Origin of the sequence: Methanothrix harundinacea 6Ac (assembly GCF_000235565.1) — an archaeon.
Lineage (GTDB): Archaea > Halobacteriota > Methanosarcinia > Methanotrichales > Methanotrichaceae > Methanocrinis > Methanocrinis harundinaceus.
On the sequence record NC_017527.1, the window covers coordinates 2,528,507 to 2,542,430 of the forward strand.

General features: G+C 59.4%; 14 protein-coding genes. 4 read left to right on the plus strand and 10 right to left on the minus strand.

The window, feature by feature from the left end:
* Nucleotides 1-485: 485 nt before the first annotated feature.
* Nucleotides 486-2,492 carry a ribosome rescue protein RqcH gene (gene rqcH, locus MHAR_RS12030; RefSeq protein WP_014587891.1) on the minus strand — a complete coding sequence of 669 codons (2,007 nt, stop codon included), beginning with the start codon at nt 2,490-2,492 and terminating at the stop codon, nt 486-488.
* Between the two features lie 56 nt (nt 2,493-2,548).
* Between rqcH and MHAR_RS12035 the strand changes: the two genes are divergently transcribed.
* The 3 genes from MHAR_RS12035 to MHAR_RS12045 all read left to right on the plus strand — a co-directional run bounded on the left by MHAR_RS12035 (nt 2,549) and on the right by MHAR_RS12045 (nt 5,263).
* Complete coding sequence (locus MHAR_RS12035; RefSeq protein ID WP_048144699.1) at nt 2,549-3,004, plus strand: Mut7-C RNAse domain-containing protein; 456 nt, start codon at nt 2,549-2,551, stop codon at nt 3,002-3,004.
* 149 nt (nt 3,005-3,153) lie between these two features.
* Nucleotides 3,154-4,224, plus strand: coding sequence for a 3-oxoacyl-ACP synthase (locus MHAR_RS12040; RefSeq protein ID WP_014587893.1), 1,071 nt, complete (start codon nt 3,154-3,156; stop codon nt 4,222-4,224).
* A 148-nt stretch (nt 4,225-4,372) separates the two neighbouring features.
* A complete protein-coding gene (locus MHAR_RS12045; protein WP_014587894.1) occupies nt 4,373-5,263 on the plus strand; it encodes a class I SAM-dependent methyltransferase in 891 nt (296 codons plus the stop codon).
* 40 nt (nt 5,264-5,303) lie between these two features.
* Here the strand turns inward: MHAR_RS12045 and MHAR_RS12050 are convergent, their stop codons facing one another.
* The 7 genes from MHAR_RS12050 to MHAR_RS12080 all read right to left on the minus strand — a co-directional run bounded on the left by MHAR_RS12050 (nt 5,304) and on the right by MHAR_RS12080 (nt 9,744).
* Entirely contained in the window at nt 5,304-5,594 is a 291-nt protein-coding gene (locus tag MHAR_RS12050) for a type II toxin-antitoxin system RelE family toxin (RefSeq protein ID WP_014587895.1), read from the minus strand.
* Nucleotides 5,591-5,776: an antitoxin VapB family protein gene (locus MHAR_RS12055; RefSeq protein ID WP_014587896.1), complete on the minus strand. Its 186-nt coding sequence runs from the start codon at nt 5,774-5,776 to the stop codon at nt 5,591-5,593. Before MHAR_RS12055 ends, MHAR_RS12050 begins: the two co-directional genes overlap by 4 nt.
* Nucleotides 5,777-5,965: 189 nt before the next feature.
* Complete coding sequence (locus MHAR_RS12060) at nt 5,966-6,172, minus strand: type II toxin-antitoxin system HicB family antitoxin (RefSeq protein WP_014587897.1); 207 nt, start codon at nt 6,170-6,172, stop codon at nt 5,966-5,968.
* A gap of 233 nt (nt 6,173-6,405) precedes the next feature.
* Nucleotides 6,406-6,657, minus strand: coding sequence for a type II toxin-antitoxin system HicB family antitoxin (locus tag MHAR_RS12065; RefSeq protein ID WP_014587898.1), 252 nt, complete (start codon nt 6,655-6,657; stop codon nt 6,406-6,408).
* A 333-nt stretch (nt 6,658-6,990) separates the two neighbouring features.
* Nucleotides 6,991-7,281 carry a type II toxin-antitoxin system RelE family toxin gene (locus MHAR_RS12070; protein ID WP_014587899.1) on the minus strand — a complete coding sequence of 97 codons (291 nt, stop codon included), beginning with the start codon at nt 7,279-7,281 and terminating at the stop codon, nt 6,991-6,993.
* Nucleotides 7,278-7,463 carry a hypothetical protein gene (locus tag MHAR_RS12075; RefSeq protein WP_014587900.1) on the minus strand — a complete coding sequence of 62 codons (186 nt, stop codon included), beginning with the start codon at nt 7,461-7,463 and terminating at the stop codon, nt 7,278-7,280. Before MHAR_RS12075 ends, MHAR_RS12070 begins: the two co-directional genes overlap by 4 nt.
* A gap of 451 nt (nt 7,464-7,914) precedes the next feature.
* Nucleotides 7,915-9,744, minus strand: a complete 1,830-nt coding sequence (locus tag MHAR_RS12080) for an SIR2 family protein (RefSeq protein ID WP_187287828.1) — start codon at nt 9,742-9,744, stop codon at nt 7,915-7,917.
* A gap of 171 nt (nt 9,745-9,915) precedes the next feature.
* Between MHAR_RS12080 and MHAR_RS12085 the strand changes: the two genes are divergently transcribed.
* Entirely contained in the window at nt 9,916-12,600 is a 2,685-nt protein-coding gene (locus MHAR_RS12085; protein WP_014587902.1) for a cation-translocating P-type ATPase, read from the plus strand.
* 71 nt (nt 12,601-12,671) lie between these two features.
* On the opposite strand, the gene MHAR_RS12090 is transcribed toward MHAR_RS12085, so the two are convergent.
* Together MHAR_RS12090 and MHAR_RS12095 are read right to left on the minus strand one after the other, a co-directional pair.
* A complete protein-coding gene (locus MHAR_RS12090) occupies nt 12,672-13,106 on the minus strand; it encodes a UPF0146 family protein (protein ID WP_014587903.1) in 435 nt (144 codons plus the stop codon).
* 10 nt (nt 13,107-13,116) lie between these two features.
* Entirely contained in the window at nt 13,117-13,896 is a 780-nt protein-coding gene (locus tag MHAR_RS12095; protein ID WP_014587904.1) for a sulfide-dependent adenosine diphosphate thiazole synthase, read from the minus strand.
* Nucleotides 13,897-13,924: the final 28 nt, after the last annotated feature.

Sequence of the window (13,924 nt, forward strand, 5' to 3'; positions counted from 1 at the left end):
CTTTCTTTTCAGCCTGTATGCCTTCATATGGGGTGGGATGATAGTATTATCATATTATCGTGGATTTGTCCCCATCCCCCCGCCTATATGAATTTATATATCTTTTTCCACCTCTATTCTGAGGCGAATATTGTCGTTTCCTGAAATGAAGCATATATCGCCTCTGGCCAATCCAATAACACTTTGAATCTGGATTGAGAGTCTATCGTGGGTATATGCTGTAATTCTACCGAGATAAATCTTTTGATCGACGATGATATCGAATATATAAGATTATATGTGTTTAATTTTCTTAAATAGGCTTATTATCTAATTCTAGCCGGATAATCATGGATTAATAAATTATCTAGCTTCATATGCGGATATTATTTCCCATCAGACCAGTTTCATCAAGTAAAATAGAAAAAAAAGCGGATATATCCAGTAACAAGACTTCCTGACTGGGGATATTGGAGGATAATCTCCTCCTCCCCTTCATCGATCGATCACCCCTTCACCCTCGACCCTCCGGGCGGCAGAAAGCTCACGATCTGGTCGACGGAGGCGATGGCCTTGAGCCACCTCCTGTCGTCCTCCCTCTCGGCGAAGGACCGGTAGATCCTCTTCGCCAGGTCCTCAGCGCTGAGCTCGCCGGGCTCCACCTCGACGACGGGATCGGCCCTCGGCTTCACCGCGGAGACGGGGCCGCCGATCAGCTGGTCGCCCGCGATCCCGAGGGCAAGGCCGAGGGGGACGTCTCGATAGTAGCGCCGCTCGCCCCGGACGACGAAGGCCCCCTTCTTAAGAAACTCGCCCGGCTCGGGGGTCTTGGTCACCTGATCGGCCGCCACCAGGTAGCAGTCTCCCTCGAAAAGACCCGCCTTCCAGAGGCTGGAGTAGCTGACGGCAAACGAGGCCGCCTCCTCCAGGGTCGATTCGGGGACGGCCTCCCCCAGGGTCTTGATGACCGTTAAGGGGGCACCGGGCGCATCGGTATGGAGGGCGAGGTCCCGCTTCTCCAGGTATTTGGCGTAGATCTCCTCGTTGGAGGTGGCGTCCCTACCGCCGATGACGAGAAAGCCGTCCGAGGAGGTGAACCAGCGGAACCTCTCGTACCACTTCGGCTTCCTCCGCCGATAGACCGCCCTCGTCTTCGCCTTCTCCGGCCCCGCCTTCCGCGCTATCAGCCGGATCGTCTCCTCCAGGGCCTTCTCCGCCCCCTCTCGCTTCTTCGCCTGCTCCTTGGCCAGGTCGTAGTACCTCTGGGCGTTCTGGGGGACGGTGAGGTTTGAGTTCAGCTCCAGAACGGCTCCTCTCGCCTCGCCCTTCCCTCCGGTATCGCCGACGGTTCCGCCTTTGCCTTCGCCACCGTCCCCGTCGCCGGGGTCGTCGAGGCGGAGGCGAAGCTCCCCCTGGTAGTCGAGGGCGAGGATCTTCTCCGCTATGGGGAGGCCGGAGGTCTTTATCTTCGCCAGGATCTCGGAGTAGGTGAACCCCCTCTCGAAACCCTTCGATATCGCGGCGAGGACCGCCTCCACCTCGCCGTACCTCTCGTAGACCTTCTCGCCGAGACGGGCCAGCTCCCGCTCCCGCTCCCGGAACTCCTGGATCGACCGCTCCTGCATCTCACGTCTCCGCTCCAGGGCCGTCTTCGGCTTAGCCTCCTCTGCTTCCGCCTCCTTGGAGGAGAAGAACTCGTCGAGGGCCTCGCTGAAGGACCCGAACTCCCGCCTTTCGAGGCCGTCGTAGACGGCGAGGGGGGCGGGGACGACGTCGACGATCCTCTCCCCTTCGGCCACCAGATGGGGGTACGCCTCGGCGAGGCCGAAGACCTCCCCCAGGGCCCAGTGGAGCCGGTCGATCTCCTCGCCGGCGAGGGCGAAAGCCGGCACCGTCTTGTTGATCCCGGCCCGGAGGCAGATCTCCTCGGCATAGGTCCCCCCCATGTTCAGCCCCCGGACGAGGGTCCTCACCAGCTCCGAGTCGGAGGAGGCGAGGATGAAGGCGAGGTCGTTTCGGGAGACGGTCCGGGGGTCGACCTGGTCCTCCCGGTACTGGTAGGTCTCGCCGGCGAGGAGCTTTCGGTCCCTGAAGGCCAGGGGCCGCAGCGGCAGGACGATCCGGCCGCCGGAGTCCAGGAGGAGGACGTTCCCCTTGGGAAAGATCTCGGCGATGAGGGTGTACCGGTCGTCCCCCCGCTCGATCTCGATCTCCGCCACCCGGTCGAAGCCGTGCTGGCGGACGGCCGCCACCCGGCCGCCGGAGAGGCGGCTTCGGAGCATCGTCGGAAACTGGGGCGGCATCTTGGGGGCCTCCCGGGGCTTCTCGGTGAGGTGGATCCGCCTCCCCGCCTCCAGGAGGAGGTCGAGCTTCCCGGAGGCGGGGGACTGAAAGGAGATCACCACCCTATCGGGGGAGAGCTGGTAGGACTTGCCCACAAAGCCGCCCACCAGCTTCTCCTGCAGCTCCTCCACGACCGCCGCCACGTCCACGTTGCTCATCGCCTTCTTCATAGTGGCCGAAAAAGGGCTATCGACAGATAAATAGTTGCGGCCGTCCCAACCGGAGGATGGTGAAAGACCGATATCTTGCAGACCTGATGCTACTCCGGCTCGCCCGCTGGCTGAGGATGGCCGGCCACGACGTCTCAAACCCCCCGGAGGGGTCCGACGACTCCGGCCTCCTAGAGGTCGCCCTGAAGGAGGGGAGGACCCTCCTCACCAGGGACAGGCTCCTCGCCAGGAGGTGTGGGAAGGCCGGGGCCAGCTGCATCCTCATAAGGTCGTCGGACCTCGATGAGCAGCTCCGGGAGCTTCTGGCCGCGGGGGTCACCCTGGAGATGAATCCTGAGAGGTGCACCCTCTGTAACGGCATCCTCCGAAAGGTGGAGGCATCGGGGGCCTACGGCTCCCCCGGCCCTGAGGATGCTGACTCTCTCTGGAGGTGCGAGGTATGCGGGAAGATCTACTGGAGGGGGACCCACTGGCAGGGGATTCGAGAGCGTCTGGCGGGAGGGGGCGCCTGAGCCCTCCTCCGGGTGGGGTCGGGGCGGCCGGTGACCTCCGGCAGTCCCCAGGATCGGGGGATGAGCGACATACATTTGATCCGGGAGCGGCTTCGACGGATCCGAAATGAATCTCAAAGGGCCGGGTCCCCCGCCCGGAGGTCTGGGAGATGCGACGCGGGGAGGGAGAGATCAGTGAGGCGGATATGACGGAGTCGAAGATGGGAGATAAGGAGACGGTGGGGATCACGTCCATCGGCTGTTACGTGCCGCCGGGGATCATCACCAGCGAAGAGATCGCAAGGCGTTCCGGCATTCCGGTGGAGGTCTTCCTCGAGAAGATCGGGATGGAGAGAAAGCACGTCGCCGCTGAGGACGAGCATCCCTCCGAGATGGGCATCCGGGCCGCAGAGGTGGCGGTAGAGAGGGCGGGGATCGATCCGAGAGAGATCGACGTCCTCGTCTACTGCAGCGCCGGGTTTTACGACTACCGGATCTGGTCTCCCGCCGCCAAGGTCCAGGCCGCCCTCGGCGCCGACGGCTGCTACGCCTTTGAGGTGAAGAACGGCTGCAACGGCGGAAACCTCGGGATCAGCATCTGTAAAAGCCTCCTCCTCGACGATCCGGATAAGAGGTGCGCCCTGGTCGTCTGCAGCGAGAAGCTCTCCATATCCGTAGACTACGAGGACAGAAACGCCCTCTCCCTCTTCATGGTCGGGGACGGAGCGGCCGCCGCCATCCTGAAGAAGGGGGAGGAGACCAATCGGCTCCTCTCTTACGCCGCCCGGACGGAGGGCTCCGCCGTCGACTCGATCAAGGTCCCCTTCGGAGGGACGCGGCGGCCGCGGCCGCTGGGGATCCCTGATGGCGGCCTCGGCTACATCCGGATAGACGACCCCGCCGGCCTCGACCAGATCCTCTCCCAGACCTACCTCGATAACTACCTCCGGGTGATCAATAGATCCCTGGAGAAGAGCGGCCGCTCCCTCCAGGACGTCGACCTCCTCCTGACAAACCAGGTGAAGAGGAGCCTCCTGGAGGAGATCCTCCGGGGGCTGGACCTCGGCCTGGATCATACCATCACCTCGATAAGGGATCATGGCCACATGGGGACCGTCGACGCCCTCTTCAACCTCTCGCGGGCGATCGAATCCGGGAGGCTCGGGCCGGGGAGCCTGGCGGTTCTCGCGAGCAGCGGGGCGGGGTTCACCTGGGCGGCGATGCCGGTGGAGTTCTTGTGAGGGCGGCCTTACCTGAAGATCCGAGGGGTTCCGGCCCCGTCTCCGGATATGGTGAGTCGATGGCGCCCCCAAGCTCCGGATTCTGCCCTATAGGGGGTTTGCCCCTCGATGGACTGCTATTTATCCGGGAATTTCCATAAGGGAGATCATGTTCGGAGAGATCGGGACGGTCCGAAATTTCGTCGAAGCCGGCGACCTGCAGCACCTCGCCCTCTTCAAGGACAGCATCAGCGAGATCCAGCTCAAAGAAGGGGAGGATCCATCGGCGTATTTCAGCCCCGAATTCTCTCATTACATCGTCGCCCACGACCCCCTGGACGGGTTGCTTAAGGAATACGGAGAGGAGTGGTCCAGGAGGTTCTCCGGCCGCCTGGGCGTCTCCATAGTCGAGCGGATTGGGGCTGGGGAGGGCGCGATCTACGTCAGGGGGCTGATGGCCCAAAACGGGTCGAAGGTCTACCTAGTCCTGCCTTACACCTCCATCGACGCCGCCGCCTCGATGGGTGCGACCTTCACCGATCCCCGCCCCATCTCGGCGCGGAGACGGGTCTGGCCGGAGGTCCTCCCCGAGCTGAAGGGGGAGAGGATCCTGGATGTAGGATGCGGCTTTGGGAGGCTGACCCTCGACGTCGCAAGCCAGAGCCCGGCTTCGGAGGTCTTCGGGATCGACCTCTTCGACCCCCTGACGGCCCAGGCGAGGATGAACGCCGAGGCCCTCGGGATAAAGAACGCCGAGTTCAGGACCGCCAGCGTCTACGACCTTCCCTTCGAAGGCGGCTCCTTTGAGACGGTCTACTCCTTCTTCATGCTCCACCACCTCGAGGATATCCCGAAGGGGCTCTTCGAGATCCGGCGGGTCCTGGCGAGGGGGGGCCGATATCTGGCGGTGGAGCCCCTCGGCCATCACCACGGTCCGAACCACTCCGGGGCCGACTGGCTTCGGATCTTCGAGGATGCGGGGCTCCCGGCCGGGGCGGAGGAGAAGGAGGGGGCGGTGATCCTCAGGGCCCGGAAGGGAGACCAGAAGATCGAGAGATGATCCCTCGTCGAAGGCGGGATATTCGGTGCAAGAGGGCGGCTCACTCCTCAAGCCGCTTGTAGAGCTTGTGCGCCTTGTCGATGGTCGTTATCTCCAGGATCTTGACCAGCCCGTCCTTCTCGCAAATTTGATAAAAGACGGTGAAAGATCTGCCGATATGCAATCGATAGAGCTTAAAATCCAGATGCAGAAGCTCCTTATCGGCTCCCAGGCCCGGGTAGGGGTCCTCCGAGAGGGCGTGGCACTTCTCCTTGATGAGCCGCTGGCTCTTCTCCGGAAGCTCCGATAGGTATTTCAGAGCTTTCCGATCGATCATCACCTGGCGGCTCAAGGGGGGAGCTCCACAAAGTCGCCCTCATCGGCGATCGTCTTCAGATGCGCTATCAGACGGGCCTTCTTCTCGCGCTCTATCATCTCTTCGAGGAGCTGGCTGAAGGTCTCTCCCGGCCTCTTGAGATCGGATAGCTCAGCCCATACGGACTCGGTGACGGCCACCCGCTTTGTTGCAATCATGATGATATTGTAAAGGTTGTAAAGCTGATATAATTTGTGGCAGGGAGAGCGAACGACGGGGTGCGAAAGCCGATAGCGGGTCCATTTTTGCGCTTTGGAGAAGGGGTATGGAGAGTTAGAGCCCCTCGGCCAGGTGGTGATCAGCGGCGGTCTTGGGTGCGGTAGGGCGGGCGGCGCCTAAAGCTTAGATCATACCGCCACCAGGATGGCGTCGAGCCGATCTTCTGGAACTGGGATGCCGTCTTCCGCGAGAGCGGCGGTGTATACCTCGATCGCTTCCTTGATCTTCTCGATCGCCTCCTCCTTGCTCCTCCCCTGGCTGATGCAGCCGGGGAGGCTGGGGCATTCCGCCACCCAGAAGCCGTCCTCGCCTGGGTATATTATGACCTGCCGCATGGTATCAGTCCCGATTATCGCCTGTTATTATATCCGCGTCTGCTTATTAACCTGCTGGGGATCGAGGCGACGGCATGGAAAGTAAATTGAGGAAAGCTGCTTCGGGATGCCTAAGCGATGGGATTGTACCGATTCCCGGCGGCCCCAGGGCGCGGGTGGAAGGGCGGAGCCCACGAGTTTGTAGACGTCTGACCAGCTCGTTCCAGGAGACTGGTGAGAGCCGGGACATGAACCTAAGCCTCGACTGGCGCCTCGGGAGCTTCTATCTCGTGGCCTTCGATCGGCGGTATCGGCAGATCGAACCGCAGGCTCAGAGCTATCCAGTCCTCTATGGCCATCTTAAGGTTTTTGCGGCACTCTTCGGAGGTTTTGCCGGTCGCCCAGACGCCTTTCAGCTCCGGCACTTCGCCGTAATAGGGCTGCTCGTCATCGATGACCTCATAGACCGCCTTTGACATTGCTGCCTGGATGTACTCGCAGAACATATCAAGGCCTAACTGGGTCGCCTGAGATATAAATCCTCGTCAGCGGGAGCCTCGATGGCGAGGCTCAACTGGGGCCTGGAAGGCTGGGTCGATCCCTCCCCGGCCCGGCGGCCCTCATGCGCGGGAGGGCGGGCGGCGCCGGAGGCGGGACGCTGCCCCGCTCGGCTGGGCCCCTGCTGGGCGGTGGCGAGATTCGGGCGCCTTGTCCACCTCCTGGCGCTGGATCGCTATGGTGGATGCAGATCTGGTATTCGGGAACCCGCGCCAAAAAGACGATGGCGGTTCCTGGCAGAAAAAGAATGACGTAGGAATCCCTTTCCCATCTACGCGGGCTCACTCCTCGAAACGCTTGTAGAGCTTGTGCGCCTTGTCGATGGTCGTTATCTCCAGGATCTTGACCAGCTTGTCCTTCTCGCAAATTTGATAAAAAACTGTGAACGATCTGCCGATATGTAACCGATAGAGCTTGTAATCCAGATGCAGCAGCTCCTTATCAGCTCCCTGGCCAGGGTATGGGTCCTCTGAAAGGGCGTGGCACTTCTCCTTAATGAGTCGCTGGCTCTTCTCCGGAAGCTCCGATAGATATTTCAGAGCCTTTCTATCGATCACCACCTTGCGGCTCAAGGGGGCAGCTCCACGAAATCACCTTCATCGGCGATACTCTTCAGATGCACGACAAGACGAGCCTTCTTCTCGCGTTCTATCATTTCTGCGAGGAGCTGGCTGAAGGTCTCTCCCGGCCTCTTGAGATCTGAGAGCTCAGCCCATACGGGCTCGGTTACAGCTAGGCGCTTTGTTGCAATCATGATGATATTGTAAAGGTTGTAAAGCAGATATAATTTGTGGCAGGTGCAAACGATCCTCTCAATCCTTCGAGGCGATGGCATAAGGGATGGGGCGAAGCAGGTGCAGATACCAGGCTGCCCTGGGCGCCGGAGGTCGGGCGTCGCCGAAGGCGGGCGAGGCGATCCGCATCCTACAAACGGCGGATCTCTGTTTGTGTCCCATGGCGAATGATGGCGGGTGGGTGGCGAAAGTTCGTTGGTATCGCACTCCCTAAGAGACAAATAGGCTCCTTCGCAGACGGTAGTGGCTTTATCTCAAGGTCTGTGAAATGTGAAATCCGGCGATCCGGGAGGCAATCGATGCGGAATTATGGAATCCCTTGGTCGATCACGTCTAAATCGCTAGAACGAACCAAGATATCTAGTTCGTTCATCTCAGTGAAATAATACAACTAAATATTTTGGGCATAATTCACCAAAATTCTCCTTTATCCACCGACGCTTTGATTTTATCATCAATAAATACCATATAACGTAGAAATTCTTCAGATGAACCATCAAAAAGACCTGTCTTTAGAAGCGGCCAATTATCACCTTCACGTGATACCTCTGATTCTATCTCTTCTATGATACTTATTTTTCCTGATTCTGGATTCCAATGTTTAATGAAGTGAGCAGTTTTTAATAAATAGTCGATTTTATAGTCGATTTTATGGTCCAATATTTTTGCACGTACAAGAAGGAGTAAATACTCAAAACGATCAAAATAGTTCTTAAAATCATCATAAAAATATATATAATCTATAAAATAATTGCGAAGGTGATCAAAAAGGTAATCACAAAAGCATATATTGTTGTCTTGATCCGACAGAAATCTTTGAACATCAGATTTCATAACTCCTAACCTATTCAAATCTACAATTAAGGGGCGAAGTTCATCTTTATCAATAAATCTTGTGTCATTAACCAAAGCGGAGAAAATATTATATTTTCCAGCTGCAATCGACGCAATTCCCCCTCCATAAAGAAGGAGAAGTGCGGGATATAGTCTCAGATTTACCAGAGTACTTATAATATCAATATTCTTACCACTTTCATGAATTACGATGGATCTGCTTGTTCTCGTGTGTATTTTGGGGTAATTAGCTATTCGCTCAAGACAGTTTATCCATAGAGCATTATGGGCTATTTCTCCCCAGTAACACCCTGTGATCATCATGGCCAGAACCGGCTCCGTAAGTGATTCGTAAAGCTGCACTCGTCTTCTGAACTCATCTTTGATCTCATCTTCAGAGATGCCACTAACAGGGAACGTTTGATCGTCGATTAATCTCGCATAAAGCGTCTCAACGTTCTGATTCATAAGATCGTGAAGACGAATATCACAACGATCATCACGTAAATATGTCTTAATTCGTTGCACTAGAACCGGCGCCGAAAGCGGGTGGGGGTTGGAATACTTTTCCAAGGCAAAGACGTTCTCTGCCAGTTCGCCGAAAAAGTTGTCAGCGTCTCGAATGCGTATGACTTCTGCTCGCCTGTGACGTATCAATTTGTGTGCTCTTTCACCGGGTTCGTCTCTTGCTGCCCAGTAAGTTGTAAATCTGTGATTTTTACGTCGCTCTATAGCCTTGCGCAACGCTGTATCCCACTCTGCAGACCATCCACAAACGATTAGCCCGAATTCATCAAATACGCGATCCAGAAGTTTATTCATCTCAGTGCCATATTTCTCGAGCTCGTCACGAGTATTTCTGATTCGGGTGTCTAGATAGTCACCATTTACCTTAATTATGGTGCATCTCTCATACGGAATTGGCAAAGCTCCTTTTACATCGCTTGAATTACTGACTACAGCGGGTTCAATGCCGACATCGTCCAGAGCTTTTTCAATTAAATGATCGAAGTTGGTTGTGACTATGACTCGAATGTATCCATTGGCAACTAGCTTTGCTATCGCTTTATGGGCTGTAGTCGGTACTTTCAACCCTTGTTCGCGCTCTTCTTCGTTCGGCTCAAAATAGCTTTTTAGTAATTGCCTACGTCCTGTGGGAGACTTTCGAACTTCGGCAAGCAAATCACCGTAATCGGGCTTTTTGTCAAATTTATTTATGTACCAAGTCTCAGGATCTGGGTCGCATTCTTCCCCCATTACATGTGCCAATTTTTGTATAAGATCTTCGGTAATTCCCCAAGCAGTTCGTATTCCAGACTCTTGGGATATCCCCGAACCGAGAAGTAGCGCATAGAGCCCTTCATTAGAGTGGACCGAGATCGCTAGTGATAACATGGGATCTATCATGTATGTAACTTTGCATACACATCTCATAAATTAATCGGTATCTCTGCCAAATCAATCTTTAACTCGATCGCAACACATAGTTCGTTGCTACTCGCTGAAATGTTCGAGGACACATATATTTTTACCACATGAAGACCCAGTAAGTCGATACGAATTCTTCGAGACGATCCCATGACCCACCCCTGGCACACCCTCACCGCTGACGAGACCCTGGAACGGCTCAGCTCCAGCAGAGATGGCCTCTCCTCCGAGGAGGCGGCCCGGAGGCTCTCCGAGCAAGGGCCAAACCAGCTCGAAGAGTTCTACAAGCCCTCCAAGCTCCGGGTATTTCTCCGCCAGTTCGAGAACTACCTGATCATCGTCCTCATCTTCGCCGCGGCCGTATCCTGGATCGCTGGCGAGACCACCAACGCCTACGCCATCCTCGGCATCATCTTCTTCATATCCCTCGTCGGCTTCTTCCAGGAGTACAGGGCGGAGCGGGCGATGGAGGCGCTCCGGGAGATGGTGGCCCCGGAGGCGAACGTCCTGCGGTCCGGGAAGATGACCCGGATAGCCGTCCGGGACCTCGTCCCCGGGGACGTCGTATACCTGGAGGCCGGAGACAAGGTCCCCGCCGACGGTCGGGTGATCGAGGAGACGTCGCTGCAGGTCGTCGAGTCGTCCCTCACCGGCGAGTCGGTCCCGGAAGATAAGTCCGCGGCGGTGGTGGCCGAAGAGACCCCCCTCGCCGACAGGACGGACATGGTCTACATGGGGACGATCGTCGTCTACGGCAACGGTAGGGCCGCCGTCACGGCGACGGGGACGAGGACGGAGCTCGGCCGGATCTCGGGGCTCGTCCAGAGGAGGCCCGAGGAGCCGCCGATAAAGATCAAGTTCCAGCATCTGGCAAAACAGCTCGCCGTCGTCGTCCTCGCCGCCTGCGCCATCATCTTCGCCGTGGAGGTGAACCGGGGCGCTCCGGTTCTGGACACCCTGATCATCGCCGCCGCCCTCGCCGTCGCCGCCATCCCCACCGCCCTCCCCTTCATCACGACGATCACCCTAGCCTACGGAACCCAGATCATGGCGGGGAAGAACGCCATCATCCGCCGCCTCCCCGCCGTCGAGACCCTCGGCTCGACGACGGTGATCTGCACCGACAAGACCGGGACCCTCACCCGGGGCGAGATGATGGTCCGGAAGATCTGGACGGGCCGAGAGGTGGAGGTGACCGGGACCGGCTACGACCCCGCCGGCACCTTCCGCCGGGAGGGCGACGATCTGAACCCATCGGAGGATGGACACCTATCAGCCCTCCTCGTCGCCGGGGCCCTCTGCAACAACTCCAGGCTCGAGGAGGGGTCCGACGGCTGGAACGTCATCGGCGACCCCACCGAGGGGGCCCTCATCGTCGCCGCCTCGAAGGGGGAGATCCTCGACTACGTCGAGGGGTGGTACCTCGAAGAGGTCGTCGAGTTCCCCTTCGACTCCGAGATGAGGAGGATGACCACCGTTCATCGATCCTCCGATGGGCTCACCGTCTCGATGAAGGGAGCGCCGGAGACGGTCCTCGCCTTCAGCACCCGGATCATGCGGGACGGCTCCGAGGAGCCGATCACCTCCGAGGACCTCCTCCGGGCCTCGAAGGCCGCCGACGAGATGGCGGGGAGCGGCCTTCGGATCCTAGCCCTGGCGGGAAAGGTGATGGCCCCCGGCGCGCCCCTCGGCCGGGATGCCGTGGAGGCGGATCTGACCTTCCTCGGCCTCGTCGGGATGATGGACCCGCCCCGGGAGGAGGCGAAGGAGGCGATCAAGGTCTGCGAGAAGGCCGGGATCAGGCCGGTGATGATCACCGGCGACCACAAGCTCACCGCCTCCGCCATCGGCCGGGAGCTCGGCATCCTGAATGAGGGCGGCCGGGTCCTGGAGGGGACGGAGCTGGACGAGATGACCGCCGAAGAGCTCGCTGAGATGATCGAGGAGGTCTCGATCTTCTCCAGGACGACGGCGGAGCAGAAGGTGAGGATCGTCGAGGCCCTGAGGCGGAAGGGGCACATAGTCGCCATGACCGGCGACGGGGTGAACGACGGACCCGCCCTGCGGTCGGCAGACATCGGCGTCGCCATGGGAAGGACCGGCACAGAGGTCTCCAAGGAGGCCTCGGATATGGTCATCGCCGACGACAACTTCGCCACCATCGTCGCCGCCGTCGAGGAGGGGAGGAGGATCTACTCCAACATCAGGAAGGCCTCATCTTACCTCTTATCCTGCAACTTCGCCGAGGTGATGACGATATTCATCGGCGTCATGCTGGGGCTGCCCGTCCCCCTCATCGCCCTCCAGATCCTCTGGATCAACATCGTCACCGACGAGTTTCCGGCCATCGGCCTTGCCGTCGAGCCGGCCCACTCGGACCTGATGAAGAATAAGCCCAGAGACCCGAAGGAGCCGATCCTGACCCGGGGGCTCTTCCTATACACCCTGGGGATATCGACGGTCATCTTCATCGGGACCCTCGGCCTTTACGCCAACGCCCTCCGGGGCGGGGCCCCCCTCGAGGAGGCGAGGACGACGGTCTTCGCATCCCTGGTGATCTTCGAGATCTACAACGCCTACAACAGCCGCTCCCTCCATACCTCCTTCTTCAAGATGGACCCGAGGACGAACGGAAAGCTGATCCTGGGGCTTATCGCCTCCCTAGGAGCCCTGCTGGTGGCGATATACCACCCCTGGATGCAGAGGCTCTTCGAGACCGCCCCCCTGGATGCCGGAAGCTGGGCCGCCATCGTCGTCGCGGCCTCGGCGGTGGTGGTGGTGGCGGAGATCTTCAAGCGGTGGGAGCTTCCAGAGAGGAGCGGACGCCCACGATGAGATCCCCCGGGCCCAGGTTGGGGGGCACGGAGGATGGAGAGGAAAAGAAGCCGCCGGGTTAGATAGAAACTTCAGGGAGGAGGAGAAGGCGCTGAGCCCCCGGGGGAGGGGGTGAAGAGGTAGAACCACGCCTCGCCGGAGTTGACCAGGGTCCGGCGAAATCCCGGGATCGAAGCGATCTCGTCTCCGAGGGGCCTTACCATCACCTCGGCCCCCACCTTTTTGGCCAGCCTCCCCATGGCGAGCTGGATCTCCAGGGGCGGCCTTATGGAGTAGATCAGGGACGCGCCCCGGTATAGATCCAAACTCGGGGAGAATATGTCGTCACCGACGATCGCCATGCCCCCCAGGGCCCGGCCCACCTTATCGGTGGCGACGACCTCCCGCTGAGGGACCAGGAGGAGGGCGACCTCGGGGGCGGCGCCGATCCCCACCTCGACGACTTTGCCCGAGTACCGGGCGAGGATGAACCGGGCGAGGTCCTCCCCGCCCCGGATCGGTGGCATCGGGGGGCCCTCAGAGCCCCAGCTTCTCCAGGGCGATGGCCGCCGCCTTCTCCCCGGAGAGGAGCATCCCGCCGAAGATCGGGCCCATCCTGGGGCCGCCGGCGACGGCCGTCGCCGCCATCCCCGCGGCTATGAGCCCTGGATAGACCTCCTGGGTCACCTCGACGACGGTCCTCTCGCCGACGTCGGCCCACATCGGCTTCTCCCCGGGGACCCCCAGGGACCCGACCCGAGCTCCGGGGATCTTCCTCTGGACTACCTTACAGATGTTGGCGTCGTGGCCGGTCCCGTCGATGACCACCTTCGCCCTCACCGATAAGGGGTCGACGTGGAGCCTCGTCCTCTCCACCGCCTCCCAGTTGATGACGAGGCCCGCGACCCTCTCGTCCTCCCGGATCATCACGTCCTCGACGGCGACGAGGTTTATGATCTCCGCCCCGGCGTCGACGACCCCCGCCGTCAGCTTCGCCACCGTCTCGATGGAGCTTGCTATGTAGTAGCCTTCAGCGTACTCCCGGTACCAGACCCCGAACTCGTCGAGGATCCTGCAACCCTCCTTCTGGACGACGATCCGGGGGAACATCATCCCGCCCCCCCAGATCCCGCCGCCGACGGCCAGGTTCCTCTCGAAGACGACGGTCTTCGCGTCCGCCTCGGCGAGCTTCTTTGCCGCCACCAGGTTGGCGGGGCCCGCCCCCACCAGGGCCACGTCCACGTCGGTGTACTTGAGGAAGGAGTCCATGTAAGACTCGACTATCGCCTTGGTGATCGTAACTTCATCCAGCGCCATGGATGGGGCGATGGCCCGATTCCTGATA